At 65.4% G+C, this 24587-nt stretch carries 20 protein-coding genes; 19 read left to right on the top strand and 1 reads right to left on the bottom strand.

Translation table 11 applies throughout. The features are described from left to right. Positions 1-22: 22 nt before the first annotated feature. Positions 23-1069, bottom strand: a complete 1047-nt coding sequence (locus HDG34_RS32025) for an AraC family transcriptional regulator (RefSeq protein ID WP_184066137.1) — start codon at positions 1067-1069, stop codon at positions 23-25. Positions 1070-1292: 223 nt separating this feature from the next. On the opposite strand from HDG34_RS32025, the gene HDG34_RS32020 reads away from it, so the two are divergent. From HDG34_RS32020 to HDG34_RS31930, 19 genes are all read left to right on the top strand, one after another. Continuing rightward, complete coding sequence (locus HDG34_RS32020; protein WP_184066390.1) at positions 1293-2426, top strand: acyl-CoA dehydrogenase family protein; 1134 nt, start codon at positions 1293-1295, stop codon at positions 2424-2426. 154 nt (positions 2427-2580) lie between these two features. Continuing rightward, a complete protein-coding gene (locus HDG34_RS32015; protein ID WP_184066135.1) occupies positions 2581-4272 on the top strand; it encodes an AMP-binding protein in 1692 nt (563 codons plus the stop codon). A gap of 117 nt (positions 4273-4389) precedes the next feature. Further along, complete coding sequence (locus HDG34_RS32010; protein WP_184066132.1) at positions 4390-5931, top strand: CoA-acylating methylmalonate-semialdehyde dehydrogenase; 1542 nt, start codon at positions 4390-4392, stop codon at positions 5929-5931. Positions 5932-5962: 31 nt separating this feature from the next. Next, entirely contained in the window at positions 5963-6880 is a 918-nt protein-coding gene (gene mmsB / locus HDG34_RS32005) for a 3-hydroxyisobutyrate dehydrogenase (protein WP_184066129.1), read from the top strand. Then, positions 6877-7677 (top strand): enoyl-CoA hydratase, encoded by an 801-nt coding sequence (locus HDG34_RS32000; RefSeq protein ID WP_184066126.1) that lies wholly within the window; start codon positions 6877-6879, stop codon positions 7675-7677. The genes mmsB and HDG34_RS32000 overlap by 4 nt, the downstream gene beginning before the upstream one ends. Next, entirely contained in the window at positions 7674-8837 is a 1164-nt protein-coding gene (locus HDG34_RS31995; protein ID WP_184066123.1) for an enoyl-CoA hydratase/isomerase family protein, read from the top strand. The genes HDG34_RS32000 and HDG34_RS31995 overlap by 4 nt, the downstream gene beginning before the upstream one ends. A gap of 300 nt (positions 8838-9137) precedes the next feature. After that, positions 9138-10781: a hypothetical protein gene (locus tag HDG34_RS31990; protein ID WP_184066120.1), complete on the top strand. Its 1644-nt coding sequence runs from the start codon at positions 9138-9140 to the stop codon at positions 10779-10781. Continuing rightward, entirely contained in the window at positions 10781-12058 is a 1278-nt protein-coding gene (locus tag HDG34_RS31985) for a hypothetical protein (protein WP_221309319.1), read from the top strand. The genes HDG34_RS31990 and HDG34_RS31985 overlap by 1 nt, the downstream gene beginning before the upstream one ends. 179 nt (positions 12059-12237) lie before the next feature. Beyond that, positions 12238-12420, top strand: coding sequence for a CsbD family protein (locus HDG34_RS31980; RefSeq protein ID WP_184066114.1), 183 nt, complete (start codon positions 12238-12240; stop codon positions 12418-12420). Positions 12421-12667: 247 nt separating this feature from the next. Continuing rightward, positions 12668-13762, top strand: a complete 1095-nt coding sequence (locus HDG34_RS31975; RefSeq protein ID WP_184066111.1) for an AI-2E family transporter — start codon at positions 12668-12670, stop codon at positions 13760-13762. Between the two features lie 322 nt (positions 13763-14084). Further along, entirely contained in the window at positions 14085-15005 is a 921-nt protein-coding gene (locus HDG34_RS31970; protein ID WP_184066387.1) for an ImpA family type VI secretion system protein, read from the top strand. A 33-nt stretch (positions 15006-15038) separates the two neighbouring features. After that, the gene (gene tssB / locus HDG34_RS31965) at positions 15039-15587 is read left to right on the top strand and encodes a type VI secretion system contractile sheath small subunit (RefSeq protein WP_311734900.1); all 549 of its coding nucleotides are present in this window, start codon (positions 15039-15041) and stop codon (positions 15585-15587) included. 2 nt (positions 15588-15589) lie between these two features. Beyond that, complete coding sequence (gene tssC, locus HDG34_RS31960) at positions 15590-17095, top strand: type VI secretion system contractile sheath large subunit (RefSeq protein WP_184066108.1); 1506 nt, start codon at positions 15590-15592, stop codon at positions 17093-17095. A 138-nt stretch (positions 17096-17233) separates the two neighbouring features. Then, positions 17234-17761 carry a type VI secretion system tube protein Hcp gene (locus HDG34_RS31955; protein ID WP_184066090.1) on the top strand — a complete coding sequence of 176 codons (528 nt, stop codon included), beginning with the start codon at positions 17234-17236 and terminating at the stop codon, positions 17759-17761. A gap of 76 nt (positions 17762-17837) precedes the next feature. Further along, positions 17838-18269, top strand: coding sequence for a GPW/gp25 family protein (locus tag HDG34_RS31950; protein WP_184066087.1), 432 nt, complete (start codon positions 17838-17840; stop codon positions 18267-18269). A 13-nt stretch (positions 18270-18282) separates the two neighbouring features. Continuing rightward, positions 18283-20145 carry a type VI secretion system baseplate subunit TssF gene (gene tssF / locus HDG34_RS31945; RefSeq protein ID WP_184066085.1) on the top strand — a complete coding sequence of 621 codons (1863 nt, stop codon included), beginning with the start codon at positions 18283-18285 and terminating at the stop codon, positions 20143-20145. Further along, positions 20142-21131, top strand: a complete 990-nt coding sequence (tssG, locus tag HDG34_RS31940; protein WP_184066070.1) for a type VI secretion system baseplate subunit TssG — start codon at positions 20142-20144, stop codon at positions 21129-21131. The genes tssF and tssG overlap by 4 nt, the downstream gene beginning before the upstream one ends. A gap of 2 nt (positions 21132-21133) precedes the next feature. Next, positions 21134-23875: a type VI secretion system ATPase TssH gene (gene tssH / locus HDG34_RS31935; protein WP_184066067.1), complete on the top strand. Its 2742-nt coding sequence runs from the start codon at positions 21134-21136 to the stop codon at positions 23873-23875. Next, positions 23866-24587 (top strand): type VI secretion system Vgr family protein (locus tag HDG34_RS31930; RefSeq protein WP_184066064.1); only part of this gene is annotated, 722 nt, incomplete at its 3' end. The genes tssH and HDG34_RS31930, both read left to right, overlap by 10 nt.

The raw sequence follows: 24587 nt of genomic DNA, 5'->3' as shown, positions 1-24587 counted from the left end.
CTGGCCTGTTGCCGCTTAAAGCTTAGTCCGATTCGGCGCGTCGCGTGAGATCGAGCCCCGCGGCCCGGGCCGGCCGGTAGTCGGTCGGGCGCATGCCGGTCCATTTGCGGAACGCGCGATGAAACGCGCTCGGCTCCGCGAAGCCGACGGCGTTGGCGATATCGGCGATGGTGCGCTGCGTGCGCTGCAGTTCGGCGATCGCGATGTCGCGCCGCAGCGCGTCCTTGATCGACTGATACGTGTGGCCCTCCTGCTTCAGATGCCGCCGCATCGTCGCCTCGGCGACGTGCAGGCGCGCGGCCATCTGATCGGCCGCGGGCCAGCCCGACATCGGCAGCGCGCGCAGCGTCTTGCGCACGCGCGCGGCGAGCGAACCCGGATTGCGGTACTTGACGATGAAGCTGCCCGGCGCATCGCGCAGAAACGGCCGCGCCGAGCGCGAAGTCTGGATCACCGGCAGTTCCAGAAACGCAGGGTCGAGATCGACGGACGACTCCGGCTCGTCGAAATACATCTCTTCGCAGAACATCAGCCGGTATTCGTGCGCGGCCGGCGGCGCGGCGCAGCGAAAGCGCGCTTCGAGCAACGGAATGCGCCGGCCGACGAGCCAGCACACGAGCCCGTACACGAGGATGAAATACGTCGCGTAAGCGAACATCGCCGGCTTGCGCGTGCCCGCGCGCTCGACGAACTTCAGGCGCACGCGCTGCGCGTCGGTGTCGATCGTCGCGCCGAGATCGTCGAGCACGAGCCGCATGAAGCCGACCGCGCGCGCAAGCGCCTGCGCGCCGTTGCGCGCGCCCAGCGCCGTCTGCGTCATCGCGATGAAGCTGCCGCTTTTCATCGGATGCGAGTCCTGGCCGAAGAATTCGTCGTCGAGCGCGCGTGCGATGCCGGCCCACAGCGCGCCGTATTGCGCCGACGATACGCGGCTTTTCGGCGACGCGAGCATCGCCTTGGCAATGCCGGCCGCTTCGGCGAGCGCTCGCGCGTCGAGGCCGTGCGCCGTCGCGAGCGCGAGCGTTTCCTCGACGAGACTGACGGAGATCGTGCCTTTGTCGCTTTTCATCGGGATTCGGCTTTTCTGGCAAAAGCGCTCAGCATGGGCTGGGTCGTGGTTCATGAAGCCCCTGAAATGGCGGAGGCTCAATGCACGTGCAATGGTAGCAGTATGGCAAAAGCGCTCAGCAAGAATGAGCGGAGCGAGCATCGAACGGCGCGGGCCGCTTGCCTACACTTGCCGCATCACCGCGATCGCCAGCACGGCCGTCAGCACCAACGAGGACGCAGTCATGGACAGCTTCTACACCGACGAACAACGGATGATCCGCGACGCCGCGCGCGACTTCGCGACCGAATGTCTCGCGCCGCACGCGGCGCAATGGGATCGCGACGCGCAACTGCCGGCCGGGGTCGTCGCGCAGCTGGGCGAACTCGGCTTTCTGGGCATGATGGTGCCGGCCGAGTGGGGCGGCTCCTACACCGATTACGTCGCCTATGCGCTCGCGCTGGAAGAGATCGCGGCCGGTTGCGCCGCCTGCGCGACGCTGATGAGCGTGCACAACTCGGTCGGCTGCGCGCCGATCCTGAACTTCGGCAGCGCCGCGCAGAAAGACCGCTATCTGCGCGAACTCGCCATCGGTCGGACGATCGGCGCGTTCTGCCTGACCGAGCCGCAGGCGGGCTCCGAGGCGAACAATCTGCGCACCCGCGCGCAGCGGCGCGACGGGCAGTGGATTCTGAACGGCAGCAAGCAGTTCGTGACCAACGGTGCGCGCGCCGGTCTCGCGATCGTATTCGCGGTCACCGATCCCGAGCGCGGTAAGCGCGGCCTGTCCGCCTTCATCGTGCCGACCTCGACGCCGGGTTTCGACGTCGGCCGGCCGGAGCACAAGCTCGGCATTCGCGCGTCCGACACCTGTCCGATCTCGCTCGATCAGTGCGCGGTGCCCGAGGCCAATCTGCTCGGCGAGCCGGGCGAGGGTCTGCGCATCGCGCTGTCGAATCTCGAAGGCGGACGCATCGGCATCGCCGCGCAGGCAGTCGGCATTGCGCGCGCCGCGTTCGACGCCGCGCGCCGCTACGCGAACGAGCGCGAACAGTTCGGCAAGCCGTTGAAAGACCACCAGACGATCGCGAACATGCTTGCCGACATGGCGACCCGCCTGAATGCCGCGCGCCTGCTCGTGCATCACGCGGCACGGCTGCGCTCGGCGGGGCGGCCGTGTCTGTCGGAGGCGTCGCAGGCGAAGCTTTTTGCGTCGGAGCTTGCGGAGGAGATCTGTTCGAACGCGATCCAGATTCATGGCGGCTACGGCTATCTGGAGGACTATGCGGTCGAGCGCCACTACCGGGATGCACGGATCACGCAGATTTACGAAGGGACGAGCGAAGTGCAGCGGATGGTGATCGCGCGCCATGTTTGAGGGCGGCGTTTGAGCGCACAATAGCCTGGCCGTGGATGCTCGCCTGGATCACCGCGGCGAAAAAAAACCGAGCGCGCCCCGCGCCACTCGCAACTACGTTGCATGGGACCGGAGTAAGCGCTAAAGCGCTAACTCTGGTCGACAGGAGACGACGATGACAGCAGCGAAAGCCTTTCTCGAAGCGCGCGATCTGCTAGTGCGCCATCGCACCGACTACGAGCGCGCGTACCGCGAATTCGCGTGGCCCGCGCTCGGCGAGTTCAACTGGGCGCTCGACTACTTCGACGCGATCGCGCATGGCAACGACAACCCCGCGCTGTGGATCGTCGACGATCCTTCCAGCGACGGCCTGCGTCTGTCGTACGCGCAGATGTCGGAGCGCTCGTCGCGGATGGCGAACTTTCTGCGCGGCGCGGGCGTCGGCCGCGGCGACCGTGTGCTGCTGATGCTGCCGAACCGCGTCGAGCTATGGGACGTCATGCTCGCCGCGATGAAGCTCGGCGCGATCGTGCTGCCCGCCACCACGCAGCTATCCGCCGAGGACGTGCGCGAGCGCGTGCAGATTGGCGGCGCGAAGTTCGTCGTGGTCGACAGCGCGGAGCTGGGCAAATTCGATGCGCTCGACGTGCCGCTCACCCGCTTGTCGGTCGGTGCGCCGCGCGACGGCTGGATCGATGTTGCCGCCGCGTACGAGGCTTCGCCGCATTTCACGCCGGACGGTGTCACCCACGCCAGCGATCCGCTGTTGCTGTACTTCACGTCCGGCACCACCTCGAAGCCGAAGCTGGTCGAGCATACGCACCAGAGCTATCCGGTCGGGCATCTGTCGACGATGTACTGGATCGGCCTGCAACCCGGCGACATCCATTGGAACATCAGCTCGCCGGGCTGGGCCAAGCATGCGTGGAGCTGCTTCTTCGCGCCGTGGAACGCGCAGGCCTGCGTGTTCGTGTTCAACGTCCCGCGCTTCGTGCCGAAAGACACACTCGCCGCGCTCGTGCGCTTCAACGTCACCACGCTGTGCGCGCCGCCGACCGTCTGGCGCATGCTCGTGCAGGAGCCGCTCGGCGACTATCCGGTGAAGCTGCGCGAAATCGTCGGCGCCGGCGAGCCGCTGAATCCGGAGGTCATCGAGCGCGTCAGGCACGCGTGGGGCATTACGATTCGCGATGGCTACGGCCAGACCGAAACGACCTGCCAGATCGGCAATTCGCCGGGCCAGCCGGTCGTGGCCGGCTCGATGGGGCGTCCGCTGCCGGGCTACCGGGTCGAGCTGCTCGACGCCGACGACCAACCGGTCGGCGAAGGCGAAATCGCGCTGCCGCTCGCAGAACGGCCGCTCGGCCTGATGACGGGTTACGCAAACAACGCCAACGCGACCGCGCAGTCGATGCGCAACGGCCTCTATCGCACCTCGGATGTCGCGCTGCGTCGCGACGACGGCTACTACGTGTACGTCGGCCGCTCGGACGACGTGTTCAAGTCGTCCGACTATCGCCTGAGTCCGTTCGAACTCGAAAGCGTGCTGATCGAACACGAGGCGATCGGCGAGGCGGCCGTCGTGCCGAGCGCGGACGCGTTGCGTCTGGCGGTGCCGAAGGCGTTCGTCACCGTGCGTCACGGCTACGAAGCCGGTCCCGAACTCGCGCGCGCGGTGTTCGCGTTCTCGCGTGAAAAACTAGCGCCGTACAAGCGGATTCGCCGTCTGCAATTCAGCGAACTGCCGAAGACGATCTCCGGCAAGATTCGCCGCGTCGAATTGCGGCGCCGCGAAATGGAGCGCGCGGCCGAGCCCGCGCGTCTGCCGGACGAGTATTGGGAAGAGGATTTTCCCGACTTGCGGTGACTGTCTTTATTCCTCGCCATTGCTGGTTTGCCGCCCCGGTTTGAATCGCACGCGTTGAATTCGAGCTTCGGATTCGACGCGTCGGGGCACTGTTTTCTAAATCACAGGAGTTTCAGCATGAGCACCCTTGCTTCGAACGAGACCGGCCGCGACGTTGCCGGCGCCGTGGCCGCCGTCAAACTGCTGATCAACGGCGAGTTCGTCGAATCGAAGACGACCGAGTGGCGCGACATCGTGAACCCGGCCACGCAGGCGGTCCTCGCGCGCGTGCCGTTCGCGACCGTCGCGGAAGTCGACGCGGCGGTGCGCAGCGCGCACGCCGCGTTCAAAACGTGGAAGGACACGCCGATCGGCGCGCGCATGCGCATCATGCTGAAGTACCAGGCGCTGATTCGCGAGCATATGCCGCGCATCGCGAAGACGCTGTCGGCCGAGCAGGGCAAGACGATTCCCGATGCCGAGGGCGACATCTTCCGCGGTCTGGAAGTCGTCGAGCACGCGTGTTCGATCGGCACGTTGCAGCAGGGGGAGTTCGCCGAGAACGTCGCCGGTGGTGTGGACACTTACACGCTGCGCCAGCCGCTCGGCGTATGCGTCGGCATCACGCCGTTCAATTTCCCCGCGATGATCCCGCTGTGGATGTTCCCGATGGCGCTCGTGTGCGGCAATACCTTCGTGCTGAAGCCATCCGAGCAGGACCCGCTGTCGACGATGCAGCTCGTCGAACTCGCGCTCGAAGCCGGCGTGCCGAAGGGCGTGCTGAACGTCGTGCACGGCGGCAAGGAAGTCGTCGATGCGCTGTGCACGCATGAACTGGTGAAGGCGATTTCGTTCGTCGGCTCGACGGCGGTCGGCACGCACGTGTATCGCCTCGGCAGCGAACACGGCAAGCGAGTGCAGTCGATGATGGGCGCGAAGAACCACGCGGTCGTGCTGCCCGACGCGAATCGCGAACAGACCCTCAACGCGCTCGCCGGCGCCGCGTTCGGCGCGGCCGGTCAGCGCTGCATGGCGAGTTCGGTGGCGGTGCTGGTCGGTGCCGCGCGCGAGTGGCTGCCCGATCTCGTCGCGAAGGCGAAGACGCTGAAGGTCAACGCGGGTCACGAGCCGGGCACCGATGTCGGGCCGGTCGTGTCGCGCGCCGCGAAGCAGCGCATTCTCGGTCTGATCGACGCTGGCGTGAAAGAGGGCGCGACGCTCGTGCTCGACGGCCGCGATGTGAACGTGCACGGCTACGAGCAGGGCAACTTCATCGGCCCGACGGTGTTCACCGACGTGACGGCCGACATGGAAATCTACCGCACCGAAATCTTCGGGCCGGTGCTCGCGGTGCTGAACGTCGCGACGCTCGACGATGCGATCGCGCTCGTCAATGCCAACCCGTTCGGCAACGGCGTCGGCCTCTTCACGCAAAGCGGCGCGGCGGCGCGCAAGTTCCAGAGCGAGATCGATATCGGCCAGGTCGGCATCAACATTCCGATCCCGGTGCCGGTGCCGTTTTTCAGCTTCACCGGTTCGCGCGGCTCGAAGCTTGGCGATCTCGGTCCCTACGGCAAGCAGGTCGTGCAGTTTTACACGCAGACCAAGACGGTCACCGCGCGCTGGTTCGACGACGACACCGTCAACGATGGCGTCAACACGACGATCCGCCTGCGTTGAAGGCACTGAGGGCACACCCGGAGACGACATCATGAAGATCGGCTTTATCGGACTCGGCAATATGGGCGCGCCGATGGCGCTGAACCTGCTGAAGGCGGGCCACGCGCTCAACGTGTTCGACCTCAGCGCGCAAGCTCTGCGCACGCTCGTCGACGCGGGCGCGCAGCCGGCCCGCTCACCGCAAGCCGCCGCGAGCGACGTCGAATGCGTGATCACGATGCTGCCCGCCGCGGCTCACGTGCGCGGCGTGCTCGTCGCGGACGATGGCATCCTCGCCGGCATCGCGCCGGGCGTGCCGATCATCGATTCGAGCACGATCGATCCCGCCAGCGTGAAAGCGTTTGCCGAACTCGCCGCGGCTCATGGCAACAGCTTCGTCGATGCACCGGTCTCGGGCGGCACGGGCGGCGCGGCGGCGGGCACGCTGACCTTCATGGTCGGCGGCAGTGCGAGCGCGTACGAGCAGGTCAAGCCGGTGCTGTCGGCGATGGGAAAAAACATCGTGCATTGCGGCGACACCGGCACGGGCCAGGTCGCGAAGATCTGCAACAACCTCGTGCTCGGCATCTCGATGGCGGGCGTCGCCGAGGCGATGTCGCTCGGCGAGGCGCTCGGTATCGACACGAAGGTGCTCGGTAGCATCATCAATACGTCGACCGGGCGCTGCTGGAGTTCGGACACGTATAACCCGATGCCGGGCGTGATCGAGACCGCGCCGTCCTCGCGCGGCTATACCGGCGGCTTCGGCACCGACCTGATGCTGAAAGACCTCGGCCTCGCCACCGATGCCGCGCGCGGCGTGCGTCAACCGGTCTATCTCGGCGCGCTCGCGCAGCAGCTTTATCAAACGATGAGCGCGAACGGCGCGGGGCGCCTGGACTTTTCGGCGGTGATCAAGCTGTATCGCTCGTGTGAGCGCGGCGGTAACGGCCAGGGAGGCACGCAATGATCGAGCTCGATTACGCACATGACGGCGCCGTTGCTTTGATCACGTTGAAACGGCCGCCCGCGAACGCTTTCACGCCCGACGGTCTGCTGCAATTGCAACGCACCGTCGAGCAGTTGAACGCCGATGCGCGCGTGCGCGCGCTCGTGATCACCGGCGACGGTCCGAAGTTTTTCAGCGCGGGCGCCGATCTGAACACGTTCGCCGACGGCGATCGCGAAGTCGCGCGCACCGCGGCCGCGCGTTTCGGCGCAGCCTTCGAATCGCTGCAGAACGCGCGGCCCGTCGTCGTCGCGGCGCTCAACGGCTTTGCGATGGGCGGCGGTCTCGAATGCGCGCTCGCCTGCGATATCCGCATCGCCGAGCAGCATGCGGTGCTGGCGCTCCCCGAGACGGCGGTCGGTCTGCTGCCATGCGGCTGCGGCACGCAGACGCTGCCGTGGCTCGTCGGCGAAGGCTGGGCCAAGCGGATGATGCTGACCGGCGAGCGCGTCGATGCGGCGACCGCGCTCGGCATCGGTCTCGTCGAAGAAGTGGTGGAGCGCGGCGCCGCGCGTGAAGCCGCATTGAACATGGCGCAGCGCGTCACCGGTTTGAGCCCGCAGGCGGTCAGCTTCAGCAAGGAGCTGATCCATCAGGCGCGGCATGGCGTGCCGCGCGCCGCCGCGCTCGCGCTAGAACGCGAGCGCTTCGTCGATCTGTTCGATGGCGCCGATCAGCGCGAGGGCGTCAACGCGTTCCTCGAAAAACGCGCGCCGCGCTGGCAGACGAGCCGTGCATCGCGGGAGACGCAGCGATGAGCACTTTGCGCGGTTTTGCGGTCGAAATGCGCGCCGCGACGAACCCGCAAGCCGAACCCGACGTGCTGTTTCGCGTCGTCAACCGCGCGGCGATCATCACGCTGAACCGGCCTGCCGCGCTCAACGCGCTGTCGCACGCGATGGTGCGCGAACTCGCGGTGCTGGTCGAGCATTGCCGCACCGATGCCGGGATCGTCGCGCTGGTGCTGAAGGGCGCTGGCGACAAGGGCTTTTGCGCGGGCGGCGACGTGCGCGAGGTACATCGGCTCGCGACGCAGGGCGACCCACGCTGGCTCGCGTTCTTCGTCGACGAATACCGGCTCGATTACGCGTTGCACACGTTTCCGAAGCCGGTGGTCGCGCTGCTCGACGGCATCGCGATGGGCGGCGGCATGGGCCTCGGCCAGGCGGCGCGGCTGCGCATCGTGACCGAACGCAGCCGCATCGCGATGCCGGAGACTCGCATCGGCTTCGTGCCCGACGTCGGCGCGAGCCGTTTTCTGAGCGTGATGCCGGCCGAGCTTGCGCTGTATGTCGGGCTGACCGGCGCGACGCTAGCGGGCGCCGACGCGATGCGCCTGCAACTGGCCGACCTGTGCGTGCCGGCCGACTGGCTCGCGAGCTTCGAGGAACGTTTGCAGCGCATGTCGCACGACGGCGAGCGCATCGACGCGCTGCGCGCCGTGTTCGAGCCGCCGTGCAATATCGTGCCGCACGCACCGCTCGGCGCGCTGACGCAACTGATCCTGCGCCACTTCGACCGGCGTTCGGGCGTCGAGCGCATCGTCGCGACACTGCGTCAGGATCTCGAACGCGAACCGCCGCGCGAGGTGCGGCAATGGCTGCAAGCGACCTACGACGCACTGACCGCCCATTCGCCGACGATGCTGCAGGTGACGCGCGAAGCGCTGCTGCGCGGCCGGCAGATGACGCTTGCCGATTGCTTCCGGATGGAGCTCGGCATCGTGAAGCGCTCGATCGAGGAAGGCGATTTCCGCGAGGGCGTGCGTGCGCAACTGATCGACAAGGACCGTCGGCCGCGCTGGTCACCGGCGACGCTCGCCGATGTGCAACCCGAGCGCGTGCGGCATTTCCTGAGTTCGCCGTGGCATGGCGACGCGCATCCACTGGCGGCGCTGGGCGCGGAGCATGGCGACTGACTTGCGCGGCGTATCGCATGCCGCGCGGGGCGCGCGGCCCGGCGCACCCGCGCCCGCCCTTAGGTCTGCTTGGCATGTCCCGCCCATCAGCCGCCGGTGCCAATTGTGGTCTGGCGGACACAGACTACGCGCGCCAATTGACATCTTTCCGGGCCCGATCTTAGATAGATAGTTCAGCCCCGTCCCGACCGGCAAAGCCTGCTCGCAGCCCTCATCACGGCGCTCGTCCGACCTACGGTGCGTTTATACGTCACCGCTTCCCGCATTCCCGTGCTCTTGATCGATCAGGAGGCAATGCGTATGGAAAAGCCGTCAGATGAGAATCGCCGCTCCAAACCCTTCGGCGACAAACCCGCTTCCCACCTCGAGCAGGGCCCTCATGCAAAAAAGCTCGCCCTCACCGCGCTAGGCGGCATTGCGGTTCTGGTGGGCAGCGGTATCTACTGGGTGGTGACCTTTTCGCATCGCGTGCCGGATGCGGATTGCTTTCCTCCCGGCATCGAGTGCGTTAAAAAGATCGCCGCGGTGATGAAGGAAGTCAGCGACGCGGATCGCGCAACCAGCATGGGCGAGAGCTGGCTGCTTGCGTTGCTGGTCACGGCCTTCACGTTCCTCGTGTTCTATGTCCACATTTGCCGTGGAGAAGAAGAACGGGCGCGGACCATCGCGGAACGCGAGTTCGAGCAGAAGAAGCGTATCGCGGAAGAGGAAGGCGAGGCCGCTCCCGACGTCGACTCCCGCTCGAAGGGGGGAGTCGGCATCCTGCGAAGCTGGTTCGCGTCGCGCTGGTGCATTCCGGTGTTCTGCTACGTCCCCGCGGTATTGCTGTTCGGCGGAGAGATATGGGAGGGCTATACCGATGCGGTCGTACTCGCATTGGCGCTCGCCGCCATTTACGTGGCCGCGGAACACTATTGCGCGCTCGAGCAGCAACGCAAGCTCGTCGACGAGCAGGAAGCGGTGCTCGAGACCATCCGCAAGGAGCTCAGCGACAAGGTGGCCAGCATCGATAACGCGATGGGAACCCGCTATGGTCTTCGCGTGATTTACGACGCCTATCGCGACCCGAACCACGACCAGTCCCGCGCAGAGGAGAGGAAGCGCTTGCAGCCGGGCGCGGCGCACCAGGCTCACGGCGGCGCGGCGAACGTTCAGGAGTCTGAAAAAGGCATTTTTTCGATCTATCGTTTCTTCGATATCGACAAGCAATGGTGGGCGCGCGAGTCCTGGGACGGCTATCGCAGCAGCCCCGCGGCGACGCTCTATCGGACCTTGAAGGAAGGCGCGCGCACGAAGATGACGCTGGTGACGCCTCTCGAATATCCCGAGTTCGACGACGGCTCGATGCAGGACAAGGCACTCTTCTTCGGCAAGTTCATTGGACTCGTATGGCATTACGTCGTGCTGTGGCACGTACGGCGCGCGCTCGAGGCCGACTCGAAAGACGTCGTGTGCGAACACAAGATCCGCATTGCGCAGACTTCGCTGTGGCTGCATGTGGTCGACCGGACCGTCTATCAGATTCTCGGCGACGATCGCGGCAAGGACGTCAAGGTGCGCAACCTGACGCACGACATGGATGAGATCTCGGTATCGCTCGCCCGCTGGGCCAAGCGTGAAATTCAAACGCTGGCGGCGCGTGGCCCGACCGTCGAGGAGTACATCTGCACCTGCCTGACCGATGCCCATCAGGCCATACCCGCGGACGGCGCGGCCACCTTCGGACAGAACGAGGATCACGTACTCGAAAGACTCGGATTCAAGGAATGGGCGAACGAAGGAGACGCGCCATCGGGAATTCGCAAGCGAGTGTTGGCCGCGCGCTGCAAGGGATTGATCCGGGATGCCGTGGCGATCATCGCCACGTCCGAGCCGAGGCAGACGGCGACCATCGACGGCCAATACGATCCGTCGATCGAAGAGATAGCAGCGGAGGTCGAGTGATGACTACTTCCATCGATGCGATGCTGGCCGACCTGGAGATCATCAGCGACCTGGTGATGTCCATCGTGGTGCCGACGAAAAACACGGACCGGTCGAACTTCACGACACCGATCTCGCTGATCGTCAGACACCATCTGGTCGGCGGGCAGTCGCCGCTTGCCGGTCGCGACGTGCGCGGTCTCGTCGACCGGCTCAAGCACTGCGCCGGCGCGCTGTGCAAGGTCGGATCGGGCAAGAAGCTGCTCGCCGATTCGCAGTTGATGCGGGGCATTCCTGCGGCGCCATATCAGGCGAATCAGTTCTACGTCGAGTTGCTGACGGCGGTGTCGCTCGGTCTTTACTTTCTCGGCGTGCCGATTGGCGAGCCGTGGGACCTGGTGCAGACCTGGGCCGACGAGGAGGGCGGCGGACTACCGAACGGCATCTGCGTGGCGAAGGCGATCGGCGATATCGTGCGCTCGTCGCGCAAGTGGCATCCCACGCTGCCGGTGGAAGCCGACGCGAACGAGCGTGCCAAACGCAGGGCGTCGACGGATCTGATCGTCCATTCGTTCCTGCCGATGATCCTGTTTCGCGATCTGATCCTGTGGGGCGGCGGACAGCCGGAACCGGAGAATTCCGGGCTGCCAGAACATCCGTCGATCCGCAGTCAGACGGCGACCGGACCCACCGAAGGCGACGAGTCGGATGAACGGTCTTTGCTCGTGCCGTCGATCCATGCGTTGGGCCGCTGTTACGAAGTGTTGCAACTGCAACTTTACCTGAGGGCCGGTTATCCGATTTACTATGCCGTGCCACAGGCCATTCTGAAGACCGAAATTTTGCGGTCCTGCGCGGCGGGAAAATCCACCGAGGAGTGCTGGGAAGAAATGTGCACGTTCCTGCGTGACAAGATCTTCCGCGGCAAGCTGCCCGACGCCGGCAATCTGCAGAAGCAGTGCGTCTACGTGATCGACCGGACCAAGCCTCCCGCGTGCTTCATCAATCACGATGCGGGGCTGCTGACCTTCGAAGGCATCGATCTCGACGTGGGCAGCCGCGAACTGCCGCTACCAGCGAGTTACATGCTCGATGAACGCAGGGAGCGCTACCGCAAGAGAGTGCTTTCGTTCAAGCCGGCTGATGACGAAGCCGCGCTGCGAAACCTCTTGAATGGCGCAAAGAACAAGGAACTTTTCAAGCATATCTTTCATGGCGCGAAAGATGATCATCCTGATCCGGCTCACGGCAAGGATGCCGCCAACGACGCCGCGAAGGACACCGTCACGGTGAGGTGACGATGCGCGGCGCACTGGGTATCGGGAACGCCGGATGCTAGGAATTTTATGGTTGCTCCGACGCGGATCGCCTCTGGCGAAGCGATCCGCGCCATAACGAGGCGCGTCGCGCCGTACGTTGGCTGTTTCGTTGCAACACCAGCAGGCAACTCCACAGTCAAACCTAGCAGGAAGGCACCATGGACAGGAATCGTGTAGAAGGTACAGCGAAGGAGCTCAAGGGCTCGGTCAAGGAAGCGATTGGCAAGGTCACCGGCAATCGCGCGAAACAGGCCGAAGGAGCGGCCGAAAAAATAGCCGGCAGGATACAGGCGAGAATCGGCGAAGAAACCGAACAGGTACCAGAGCGTGTGAAGAGTTAGCGAGCCGAAACTTCACGTACCCGCAGCTTCATTTATCCCGCCCCCGGTTTCGGGCGCATCAGGTCAGGCACGCAAGCCGTGCAATGACGCACCGCGTGCGTAGCGCCTCGCACGCTGCCGGTGCTCGCCGCGTCGCGCCCTCGCGGCGCGGCGTTCGACACACGGAACGTGTAAATTTCTGTTACGGTCCAGAGTCAGCCGGCGCACTCGTCGCGCCGGCGCCGCATCGCCCATTCGAGGACGCTTCATGCTGGGATTCGACGTCGGCGCGGCCAGGAAAGTCTGGACCGCGTCTCTGCTCGCGCTGCTATTTTTCCTCATCTATATCGCGTCGACGACGGTGCTCGTCGTCGTGTTCGCGGTGTTTTTCAGCTATCTGATCTACCCGATGGTGGTGCTGGTCGAACGCGTGAGGCCGCGCCGCATGCCGCGCGTCGTGTCGATCGCGGTCGTGTTCATCGTCGTGGTCGCGCTGCTCGCGGTGGTTGGCTCACTGTTCGGCGTGGAATTGCAGGATCAGGCGACGCGCCTCTTCACGCAACTGCCCGCGCTGCTGCGCACCGATGTGCCGAACCGTTTTCCGCTTCCGCATTTTCTCGAACCGCTGCGCGAGCGGATCGTCGATTTCGTGCGCAGCCAGATCGAGACCGGCTCGGACAACGCCGTGCCGTTGGCGCGCAGCCTCGGGCTCGGCGTCGTCCACGCGGCGAGCAACCTGATCTACCTGGTGCTGATTCCGATCCTGAGCTTCCTGCTGATCAAGGACGGCGAACGGATGCGCGACGCGTTTCTGGCGTTGCTGAACAGCCGGCATCGCGTGCTGTGGAACGAGATCGTCGACGATCTGAACGTGCTGCTGTCGAAGTACGTGCGCGCGCTGCTGTTTCTGTCGCTCGCCACGCTGTTTAGCTACGGCGTCGTGTTCTCGCTGCTCGGCGTGCCGTACGCGTTTCTGCTCGCGGTCAGCGCCGGGCTGCTCGAATTCGTGCCGTTCGCGGGGCCGCTTGCCGCGGTCGCGATCACGCTCGTGGTCGCCGTGTTCAGCGGCTATCCGCACCTGTTGTGGCTCGTGATTTTTATCGGGCTGTACCGGCTGTTCCAGGACTACGTGCTCAATCCGTATCTGATGAGCGAAGGCGTCGAGGTCAGTCCGTTTCTGGTGATCGTCGGACTGCTCGCGGGCGATCAGCTGGGCGGCGTCGCGGGGATTTTTCTCGCGGTGCCCGTCATCGCGACGCTGAAAATCGTGATCGGCAGGGCGCGCGTGTTTTACTCGGCGTCGCACGGGCAGGGCGAGGCCGCGCGGCGCGCGCTGACGGGCAGCACCGACGACGAGGCGTAGCGCGCGGCGCGCGCACCAGGTTCGGCCGTCGCGTACGCGGCCGGCGCAATGCCAAATATCGTTAATTTTTCAATTCTTCACAACTCGCGTTTTTCGCGTTGATAAATTGCTTTCATCTAACGAGCATATTCAACGGAGACATGCGCGAGATAAATGGAATGAATCCAAATGGAGAGTCGAATCGAATTCGATTTTCTCGATTCGATTCCAGACTCTTCCCGAACGATATTCCCCGCGGTGCCATGCGCTATGAGGCGAATGCATTGGACCGACGCTCGCCTGATGTCACGGACTCGAATACCACATGGACGGCAGCCGCAATATGACGCAGCATCAATTGGTATCGGAGTATTTTCCGGATTCGCTCGATTTCGACGAGGATTTTATAAAAATCGACGCCGCCATTTGCGAATACGACGCCGTCGGTCTGGTGCCTCAGCGTAAAGGTGAAAGCGCATTTCAATGGGCTTCCGTCGAAACCGCTTGCGCGGCGCTGCTGGAAAAAGCGAAAGACGTGCGGGTTGCGATCTGGTATCTACGCGCATGCATCGCGCGGCGTGGCCTGGCCGGTTTGGCCGACGGCGTCAGGTTGCTGGCGGATCTGATGCGCGCGCCCGTCGATGAATTGCACCCGCGCGCGCTGGCCGGCGAGTCACACGGGCAAGCGCTGCTGATTCATCTCGGCTGGATCGCCGGCCCGCAGTTCCTGCATCAACTGGGTAGTGCCCGGCTCGCGAACCGCGAAGAGACGCTCAACGACCTCGTCAGTGGACGAACTGCGTCGAGCGCGGAGGATCGTGACGACGCGAAAACCATGGCTCTTGTGCAGGACATCCACGAGTCGCTGTCTGACGTCATGAAATCGGCTGTCGCGATCGGCCAGGACCTCGACGTGTCCCGTGCGCTCGATTTGCTGGACGTTGCCGCGTCGCGTCTTGCGCAGACGGGCGCACCGGCGGCGAACCCGGCACACGAATCGATCGCGCAGCCGCGGGCCGATGCGCCGCAGCCGGAGCCGGCCTGCCCCGGTGGTGCGCTGAAAACGCGCCGGGAGGTCGGCGCGGCGCTCGAGCGGATCGTCGAATACTTTCGCGTGCATGAGCCGAGTCATCCGGCGCCGATCTTCCTGTCGCGGATTCAGAGAATGCTGGGCTCGGGTTTCGAGGAGGTAATGGCGGAGCTCTATCCCGAGGCGGCCTCGCTCGTGGCCCAGTTGAACCGGCCGCAGAGTTCCATCAAATAACGTGAACAACTTCGTATAGAGGGCTTGCTCATCATGGTACGGCAAAAGGATGGACAGAAATTCATCGGGGAAAGTCGCGCGCCCCGCGTACAGATCGAATACGACGTCGAGGTTTACGGATCGCAGAAGAAGGTCGAGCTGCCGTTCGTCGCTGGCGTGATGGCGGATCTGTCCGGCGATAACGTCGAGCCGCTCGGCGCTGTCGAGGATCGGCGCTTCCAGGAAATCGGCGTTGAGAATTTCGACGAGCGCATGGCGCAGATCGCGCCGTCCCTGAGCTACCACGTCAAGAACGTGCTGACCAACGACGGCACGCTGATCCCGATCGACCTCACGTTCGCGTCGATGGAGTCATTCGAGCCCGCGGCGGTAGTCAAGCGTATCCCCGAACTGTCGACGCTGCTGGAGGCACGCAACCGGCTCAAGGAACTGCTCACCTACATGGACGGCAAGGCCGCGGCGGAAGATCTCATTCATGAACTGCTGACGAATCCGCAATGGACGGACGTCCCCGGCACTGAGGCGCGGTCCGGCGATCAAGGCGAGAGTCTTGGACAACAAACGGACGCGGAGACGAAATGACCATGCAGCAGTTTGACGCTTCGGCCGCGAAAGCGGTCGTCGAACGGCAAAACGTCGACGACGATCTGAAGGAAATCCTGCACCGTTCGTTCCGACCGCGGACCAATGAAGCCGCCGAGGCCGTGCAGAATGCCGTCGGCACCTTGCTGACGCATGCGCGACGCAACAAGGTCGTCATTCATGAAGACGTCGCGCAGACCATCGAGCAACTCGTCGCCGAGCTGGACAGAAAAATTTCCGGCCAACTGACGCTGGTGCTGCACAACAAGCGTTTTCAGAGTCTCGAAGGCGCGTGGCGCGGGTTGCACTATCTCGTGTCGAATACCGACACGAGCGAGAACCTGAAAATTCGCTACCTCAACGTTTCGAAAGCGGATCTCGGCAAGACGTTGCGGCGCTTCAAAGGCGTCGTGTGGGATCAAAGTCCCATTTTCAAAATGATCTACGAACAGGAGTACGGCCAGTTCGGCGGCGAGCCGTTCGCCTGCCTGATCGGCGACTACCAGTTCGATCACAGCATGCAGGACGTGTCGATCCTGACCGAGATATCGAAGATCGCCGCGGCCGCGCATGCGCCATTTATCGCGGCCGCCGCGCCGGGCCTGCTGCAGATGGACGACTGGAGCGAGCTGTCGAATCCGCGCGATGTGTCGAAGATCTTCACGTCGACGGAATATGCATCGTGGCGGCGTCTGCGCGAAAGCAACGACTCACGCTATCTGGCGCTCACGCTGCCGCGCTTTCTGGCACGCGTTCCGTACGGCGCCGCGACCCAGCCGGTTGAAGAATTCGGCTTCGAGGAAAAAGTCGATTCGACGCGATCGGAAGATTTTTGTTGGGCCAATTCGGCCTATGCGATGGGCGTCAACATTACCCGCGCGTTCAAGACCTACGGCTGGTGCACCAAAATTCGCGGTGTCGAGTCGGGGGGGGCGGTCGAGGTGCTGCCGAAGTTCATGCTGCCGTCGCAGGACCGCGAGGTCGACTTGCACTGCCCGACGGAAATCGCCATCTCGGACCGGCGCGAGCACGAGTTGTCCGAATCCGGCCTGATGCCGCTCGTGTACCGCAAGAACTCTGATACCGCGGCGTTCATCGGCGCGAAGACCGTGCATCGTCCAGCGGTTTACGAGGACGACGATGCAACGGCGAACGCAAATCTGTCGTCGCGTCTGCCTTATATCTTCGCGACCTGTCGTTTCGCGCATTACCTGAAGTGCATCGTGCGCGACAAGATCGGTTCGTTCAAGTCGGCCGAAGACACGCAGCGCTGGCTCAACGACTGGCTGATGAATTACGTGGACGGCGATCCGAGCATATCGAGCGAAGTCACGAAGTCGCAGCGTCCACTGTCGGCCGCGGAGGTCGTCGTCGACGAGATCGCGGAAAACCCCGGCTACTACCGCGCGCAGTTTTTCCTGCGCCCTCACTTTCAACTGGAGGGTTTGACCGTTTCTCTCCGATTGGTTTCGAAGCTTCCGTCGACGAGGCAAGAGGCGGCGACCTGAGCCGTGACTGCCGGGCCGGTTGCGGCGCCGCCTGAAGTAGGGGGCTCGAAGCGTCGTGGGTTGGAGTCGACCCGTTCCGCGACGGAATCCATAGCGGTCTTTTAGATGTGGTCCTGTTATGAGTAAGGAGTTCGTGTCATGGCAAATGCGTTGGTTGATTACTTCTTGCAGATCGATGGTGTCGAGGGCGAGTCGACCGATCAGCAATACCCGGGTCTGATCCAGATCCAGAGCTGGCAGTGGGCGGAAGAGAACTCGGGTCGCTGGGGTTTCGGCAGCGGTGGCGGCGCCGGCAAGGTCGAGATGAAGGACTTCGAGTTTCGCATGGTGTCGAACAAGGCCTCGCCGAAGCTGTTCCTGATGTGCGCGACGGGCGAGCACATTTCGAGCGCGAAGCTGATTTGCCGCAAGTCCGGCAAGGGTCAGCAGGATTTCCTGACCATCTCGTTCGGCAGCGGTCTGGTGTCGTCGTTCCGCACGCTCGGCAACATGCCGATTTCGCAGCTCGGTCATGGCAGCGGCGAAATTGACGGCGTGCTGCCGACAGACGAGATCCGGATTAACTTCGCCCGGATCGAGTTCGAGTACCGCGAGCAGCGCAACGACGGCGCGATGGGCGCGGTGATCAAGGCTGGATACGACCTGAAGCTGAACGCGCCGATCTGATCGGGCGGCAGGTTCCAGTTTCTGGCTACTTGGACAGTGTTGTGGCCTCGCGCCACAACACTCGGGGAATACGCACGTGAGCGATCTTCAACTCTATAACCGGCTGTCCAGACGGATTCGTCGTCATTCGCTCGAGGAGGTCGTTGCCGACCATCTCGTCGACCTGATGAATCATGCGATCCGCGGCGCGCGAATGCCCGTCGCGCACGACAGTCCGGCCGCGCACTCGGTGCTGAACTTCGGCTGTCCGCCGATGCGGGAGGCGGGTGTGACGAAGATCGATCCATCCCATGTGGCCGCCCACATCTGCGAGGTGATCCGCCGCTTCGAGCCACGCGTCGCGCCCGGCAGCACGACGGTCAGCGCCCGAACGGAGAATCGTCGGCGGCTGCCGCAGACGATCTGCTTCGACGTGTCGATGAAGGCGCGAGCCGACGGTGCGGCGCTCAACGCGAGCCTGGCGCTCGACTATCTGAGCGGCTATTTCAGCCTCGCGGACCAGCAATGAACAGCGCACGGCCATGAACTTCCTCGACCACTACAACGACGAGCTACGCCAGTTGCGCGACTCGGGTTCCCGTTTCGCGAGGGAGCACCCGCAGGTTGCGTCGGCGCTCGGGCTGCACCCGGACGCCGTCACCGATCCGTTCGTCGAGCGGCTGCTCGAAGGCGTCGCGTATCTGTCGGCGCGCGTGCATAGGCGCCTCGATCGCGAATGCGCCGAGTTCGCCCAGCAGGCGCTGGAACGGATCTGCCCGCTCTATACGGCGTCGACACCCGCGATTTCGACGTTCGCGTTTCATCCGGACGCGAGCTCGCCTGACGCGTTTCGCGGCAACACGCTGCCGCGCGGCTCGCTCGTTGCCGCGTATTTGCCGGGGCGCAAGCAGCCCGTGATGTTCTCGACGGCACGCAGCGTCACGCTGCTGCCACTGCGTCTCGGCTCGGTCGAATGCAGCCGCGGCATCGCCGGCGTGCCGTTGTTGCTGTCGCAGCGGCTTGCGTCGTCGGCGGCGGTGTTGCGTTTCAGGTTCGAGCTCGAGGGCGGCACATCGGTGGCCGATCTGTCGCGTGAAGGCGAGGAATTCGCGCCGCTGCATCTGAGTCTCGCGGGCGACTTGCCGCGCGCCTATGCGCTGCATCGCGCACTACTTGCGGACACCACCGCGTGGTTCGCGCTGGTATCCACGAATCGCGGCGACGAAGTGCTGACGCTGCCGATGTCTGGCATCCGGCTATCCGGCGTCGACGCCGCGGACGCGTTGTTGCCCGAAACATTCGGTGGACTGCCGGGCCTGCGTCTGCTGCGCGAGTATTTCGCGCAGCCGACCCATCTGCTCGGTGTCTACATCGATGCGTTGGCGGCAATCGCGGCCAAGGCGCCCACAGCGCGCGCGTTCGAACTGTTTTTTGCGTTGCGTGGCGCGCCCGGCGATCTGATCGGCGACGTCGACGCGAGCCAGTTCAGGTTGTTCGCGACACCGGCGATCAATCTGTATCCCAAACGGTTCGATCCCGTGCCTTACGACGCGAATCAGCCTGAGCAATGGATTCCGGTCGACCGGATGCGGCCCGCCGCGCACCATCTGTGGGCGCTGAGCGAGGTCTCGGTGTGCGAGCGCAGCGGCCGCGCGCACCGCGCGCGCTCGGTGCTGGAGACGGCCGGCTGCGACGGGCAGGCAAGCGCGATCCGCTACGGGATGCGACGCGAGGAAACGCTATCCGGCGGCGGTGCGCGCCCTGATCGCCCCGATCCGCTCGCGAGCCACGATCTCATCGCGATCTCGATGGCCGACGACGCGCTGGAGCCGGACGATATCGCGACGATCACAGGCCGCTCGCTCGTCGCGGATCGCGACTGGCGTCCGGGCGCGCTGCTCGATGCGCAGCTTCAGCTGCTCGATCCGGCCGCCGTGAGACGCGTGGAGTGCCTGTGGCCCGCGAGCGCGCCGCGCGCGCGGCCGGGCATCGAAGCCTGCTGGGAGGCGGTGTCGCATATCGGCCGCAATCCGCTCGCGCTGCGCGCCCCGCAGCGGCAGGACGTGACGGCGCGCATCGTCGAGCTGCTGCTGCTCGCGAGCGATGCGCACGGAACGCTCGACCGCCAGCGGCTCGATAGCCTGCGCTCGGTCGAGCTGCGCTCGGGCTTCGTCGCCGCCGGACGTACGGTGCCGACCGCGCTGGTGCGTGCGACACACGTCGAAATCGACATTGCGCAAGCGCTGCACGCGGATCGCGGCGGCTGGCTGTTCGGGCGGCTGCTCGCGCAGGCATTGGCGGAGTCGGCAACGCTTAACGACGGCGTTGAGATCGTCGTGCGTCTCGACGGCGAAGCCGTCAGCACGCACGTCAACACGGCCTCGAGCGACGGGAGACTGCAATGAAGACGCTCGAACTCGTGACGAGGACGTTGAGCGCGCGCTGCACGTTCTTCGAATTGATGCGGCGTGTCGAGGCGCTGCAGCGCCGCCACGGCACGCGTGCGACCCGCAAGCGACGCGTGCCGAAGTGGCTGCGCATCGAGCAGCCGGCGGCAATGCATTTCGCAGGCACCGAGGTCGAGCGCGTGCATGCCGAACTGCCGCAGTTCGCCGAAGACGGCGACGGTGCGCAGGTCACGGTGATTCAACGCCACTTCGGGCTGTTCGCGCCGTATGGGCCGCTGCCTTTGCACGTGACCGAGCACGCGATGCAGGAAAAGCGCTTCGAGCGCAACGCGGCGTTCGAGCGCTTCATCAACGTCGCGTGCGGCGAACTCGCGTGGCTGCACTACACGGCGTGGTCGTCGATGCATCCGGTGCTCGGCTACGAGCGCGTACGCCATCCGTTCGTCGAGCGCGTGACCGCGCTTGCCGACGCGCGCCGGGCTTCGACGGCCGACGCCGAGCCGTTCGCGGACCACGCGCTCGCGTGCCGGCGAGCGTTTCCCGGCCTGTATTGCGCGCCGCGCCGCTCGCTCGCCGATCTGCAGCGGATGCTCGCCGCGTACTTCGGTGTGCCGCTGCGGGTCGTGCCGCGGCATGGCCGCTGGATTCCAGTGGCAGCCGCGGCGAGCGAGGCGCGGCGGCTCGGCGGATGGCGGCTCGGCGCGCGGATCTGGGATGTGCAGTACTCGGCCGAGATCGTGATCGGGCCGCTCGAGGCGGACGGATTTCAGCGGTGGCAACGCCGCGCGGCGGCCGTTCTGGCGATGTCCGCCGTGGTGACGGATTTCGTCGACGGACGCATCGATCCGGTCATCAAGGTTCAGGTGCGGACACGACCTGAACTCGCAGGCCGCATCGGGCGCATGCGTGTCGGGGTCGACGCGTGGTCGCGGCCGGATTGCGCGCTGCGCACCCTGACTGTCTATGAATCTTTTCGGGACTAGACGTGAATCGCGAACGCATATTCAACTGCCTCGGCCGCACCACCTATGCGGCCCTCGTCGACGCCACGGCGCTTGGCCGATCGTGCCGGCACACCTTCGTCGACCTCGATCACTGGGCGCTGTGTCTGTTGCAGCGCGAGCAGAGCGATGTTGCGCGGCTCTTCGAGCAGTTCGGCTCCGATGTCGGTGAAGTCAAGCGCCGGATGGAGAAGGCGCTCGACGGTTTCGACATCGGTGGCGATTCGCTGCGTGACATCTCGGGCGCGCTGGAGCGCAGCGTCGGGCCGGCCGTCGTGTGGAGTCAGATCGCGGCGAGTGCGGGCAAGGTTCGCTCCGGGCACCTGTTGCTCGCGTGGCTCGATGACGATCTGACGCGCCGCTGGCTGCAGCAGCGCGCGCCGAACGCCATTGCATCGGTTGCGCTCGACGAAGTGGTCACGCGCTACGAGGCACTGGCGGCGGGATGGCCGGAAGCGGGCGACGCGCCTGCCGCCGCGGGCGGCGGTGACGGGCTCGGCGAAGCCGAAGCGGGGTCCACGCTCGACGCGCTCGCGAAGTGGGCGACGTGTCTGACCGGGCAGGCCGCGCGCGGCGAGCTCGATCCGGTCGTCGGCCGCGACGACGAGCTGCGCACGGTGATCGACATCCTGTCGCGCCGGCGCCAGAACAATCCGATTCTCGTTGGTGAGGCGGGCGTCGGCAAGACTGCCGTGGTCGAGGCGCTGGCGCAACGGATCGATGCGGGCGCGGTGCCACCCGGACTGATCGGCGCGCAGGTGTGGACGCTCGACCTTGCGCGGATGCAGGCCGGCGCGGGCGTGCGCGGCGAATTCGAGCAACGGCTCAAGTCGCTGATCGATGCGGTGATCGCCGCGCCAGACCCGATCATTCTGTTCTGCGACGAGACGCACACGCTGATCGGCGCGGGCGGCGCGGCTGGCACCGGCGACGCGGCGAACCTGATCAAGCCGATGCTCGCGCGCGGTCAACTGCGGATGGTCGCCGCGACCACCTGGTCGGAATACAAGCAGTACATCGAGCCGGACGCGGCGCTGGTGCGGCGCTTCCAGGCGGTGCCCGTTGACGAGCCCGGCGACGACGCAGCCGTGGACATGCTGCGCACGATCGCGCCGCGCTTCGCGCGGCATCACCGGGTACGCATCGTCGATTCGGCGCTGCGCGGCGCGGTCGAACTGTCGCGGCGCTATCTGCCGGCGCGGCAGTTGCCGGACAAGGCGATCAGCCTGCTCGACACCGCGTGCGCGCGCGTCGCGATGAGCCAGAGCTGTGCGCCCGCCGAGCTCGAACGGCTGCGGCACGAAGCGCTCGCGGTGGGGCAGGCGCTCGACTGGCGCGCCAGCGATCGCCGGCTGGGCGTGCGCACGCCGGGCGACGAGGCCGAACTCGCAGAGCGCAAGGCGAGCCTTGCCGAGCAGGCGGCGACGCTCGAAACGGTCGTCGCGGCGCAGCGGGACGAGGTGCGCGGATGGCTTGCGAATCTGAACGACGAAGTCCCCGCGCCGGCCGACGGCGATGGAGGCTGCGACAACAACGACGACGACAACGACGACAACGACAGCGCCGCGCTCGCCGCGCGCATGGGTGCAAATCGCTGGGTGCGTCCGTGGGTCGACGAACACGTCGTGGCGGAAGTGCTCGCCGAGTGGACGGGCGTGCCCGTGGCGCAGCTCGGGCAGGACGACGCGCAGCGCGTCGTCGAGTTGGAGCGTGCGCTGAATGCGGCGATCCACGGGCAGGTAGGCGCGATGCGCTCGATCGCGCAGGCGCTGCAGGTGTCGCATTCGGGGCTCAACGATCCGCGCCGGCCGCTCGGCGTGATGCTGCTCGCCGGCCCGACCGGCACCGGCAAGAGTCAGGCCGCGGCAAAGCTCGCCGAGATCCTCTTCGGCGGCGAGCGCAATCTGATCCAGTTCAACATGAACGAATTCCAGGAGGCGCACACGGTGTCGACGCTGAAGGGTGCGCCGCCCGGCTACGTCGGCTACGGCAAGGGTGGCCGCCTGACCGAGGCGGTGCGCAAGAAGCCGTACAGCGTGCTGCTTCTCGATGAATTCGACCGCGCGCATCCGGACATCCACGAAGTGTTCTACCAGGTCTTCGATCAGGGCTGGATGGAGGACGGCGAGGGCCGCCGGATCAGCTTCCGTCATTGCCTGATCCTGCTGACGAGCAATCTTGGCGACGTCGAAATCGAAGCGGCGTGCAAGACCGATCCTCTGAGCTCGCAGGCGCAGCTCGACAAGCTCGTCGGCGAGCGGCTGCAAGGGCGTTTCTCGCCGGCGCTGCTCGCGCGGATTCAGCTCGTCGCGTTCCGCCCGCTCGATGTCGACGCGTTGACCGGCATCGCGACCCAGGCGCTCGACGAGCTCGGCGAGCGCCTCGCGGACAACGACCTGCAATGGCGCGTCGACGACGAGGTCGCCGCGTGGATTGCCCGCGCGCTGTCGCGGCATCCGGCGAATGGTCGCGCGGTGCGCGATCTGCTGCGTCAGCACGTGACGCCTGCCGTCGCGCGCGGCGTACTCGCCGCGCGAGCGGAAGGACGCGCGCTGAAGACGGTGCGTCTCTCCGCGCGCGACAAGCTGGCGCTCGTGTTCGACGAGGACGCGTGGGAATTGAGTGCAACCGACGCGCCGACCCTCGACGCGCAGCAGGCCGCTGGGCGGCCGGACGACATCCATTCGGCGGATGCCGGCACAACGCGAGAACCGTCATGCGCCTGATCGAATTGCGCGGTTCGCTGCCGGACCCGGACGCGGTGGCATTGAGCTTCGTGGCGCACGAGACGCTGTCGCGCGAGCCGTCGTATCGGCTGGAGCTGCTGAGCCGGGACGCCGATCTGGATTTCGATGCGCTGCTGGGCTCGGCGCTGTCGGTGGACATCGATCTGGATGACGGCGCGGTGCGCACGTTCAGCGCGTTCGTGTTCGGCGGCGCCGACACCGGACAGATGAGCGGGCAGTACACGTACACGCTGGAGCTGGCGAGCTGGCTGTCGTTTCTGGCGGAGAACCGCAACAGCCGGATTTTCCAGAACCTGAGCGTGCCGCAGATCGTCGCCCAGGTGTTCGACGGCCATCAGCGCAGCGGCTACCGGTTCGAGCTGGAGGGCAGCTACGCGGCGCGCGACTACTGCGTGCAGTTCCAGGAGACGGACCTGAACTTCGTGAAGCGGCTGCTGGAGAGCGAGGGGATCTATTTCTGGGTGGAACACGGCCAGGAGTCTCACGTGGTGGTGATGTCGGACACGCAGCGCTTCGAGGATCTGCCGGTGCCGCAGGGCACGCTCGCCTACCTGCCGGACGCCGAGGAGTCGCGCGCGATCCGGGGCCGGGAAGGCGTGCAGCGCTTGCAGCGCACGCGGCGCATCAGGTCGAACAATGTGGCGCTGCGGGACTTCGACTACCTGGCGCCATCGAACCGGCTGGACAGCGA

Origin of the sequence: Paraburkholderia sp. HC6.4b, from assembly GCF_014200875.1 — a bacterium.
Lineage (GTDB): Bacteria > Pseudomonadota > Gammaproteobacteria > Burkholderiales > Burkholderiaceae > Paraburkholderia > Paraburkholderia tuberum.
Note: the sequence above shows the minus strand (reverse complement) of the source record. Positions and strands in the feature narration are given on the sequence as shown.

Coding starts and splice junctions, on each gene's coding strand:
- HDG34_RS32025 (WP_184066137.1), bottom strand. CDS start 1,069: ATGAAAAGCGACAAAGGCACGATCTCCGTCAGTCTCGTCGAGGAAACG.
- HDG34_RS31970 (WP_184066387.1), top strand. CDS start 14,085: ATGACGCAGCATCAATTGGTATCGGAGTATTTTCCGGATTCGCTCGAT.
- HDG34_RS31975 (WP_184066111.1), top strand. CDS start 12,668: ATGCTGGGATTCGACGTCGGCGCGGCCAGGAAAGTCTGGACCGCGTCT.
- tssC (WP_184066108.1), top strand. CDS start 15,590: ATGCAGCAGTTTGACGCTTCGGCCGCGAAAGCGGTCGTCGAACGGCAA.
- tssF (WP_184066085.1), top strand. CDS start 18,283: ATGAACTTCCTCGACCACTACAACGACGAGCTACGCCAGTTGCGCGAC.
- tssG (WP_184066070.1), top strand. CDS start 20,142: ATGAAGACGCTCGAACTCGTGACGAGGACGTTGAGCGCGCGCTGCACG.
- tssB (WP_311734900.1), top strand. CDS start 15,039: ATGGTACGGCAAAAGGATGGACAGAAATTCATCGGGGAAAGTCGCGCG.
- mmsB (WP_184066129.1), top strand. CDS start 5,963: ATGAAGATCGGCTTTATCGGACTCGGCAATATGGGCGCGCCGATGGCG.
- HDG34_RS31955 (WP_184066090.1), top strand. CDS start 17,234: ATGGCAAATGCGTTGGTTGATTACTTCTTGCAGATCGATGGTGTCGAG.
- HDG34_RS32000 (WP_184066126.1), top strand. CDS start 6,877: ATGATCGAGCTCGATTACGCACATGACGGCGCCGTTGCTTTGATCACG.
- HDG34_RS32010 (WP_184066132.1), top strand. CDS start 4,390: ATGAGCACCCTTGCTTCGAACGAGACCGGCCGCGACGTTGCCGGCGCC.
- HDG34_RS31985 (WP_221309319.1), top strand. CDS start 10,781: ATGACTACTTCCATCGATGCGATGCTGGCCGACCTGGAGATCATCAGC.
- HDG34_RS31995 (WP_184066123.1), top strand. CDS start 7,674: ATGAGCACTTTGCGCGGTTTTGCGGTCGAAATGCGCGCCGCGACGAAC.
- HDG34_RS31990 (WP_184066120.1), top strand. CDS start 9,138: ATGGAAAAGCCGTCAGATGAGAATCGCCGCTCCAAACCCTTCGGCGAC.
- HDG34_RS32020 (WP_184066390.1), top strand. CDS start 1,293: ATGGACAGCTTCTACACCGACGAACAACGGATGATCCGCGACGCCGCG.
- HDG34_RS32015 (WP_184066135.1), top strand. CDS start 2,581: ATGACAGCAGCGAAAGCCTTTCTCGAAGCGCGCGATCTGCTAGTGCGC.
- HDG34_RS31980 (WP_184066114.1), top strand. CDS start 12,238: ATGGACAGGAATCGTGTAGAAGGTACAGCGAAGGAGCTCAAGGGCTCG.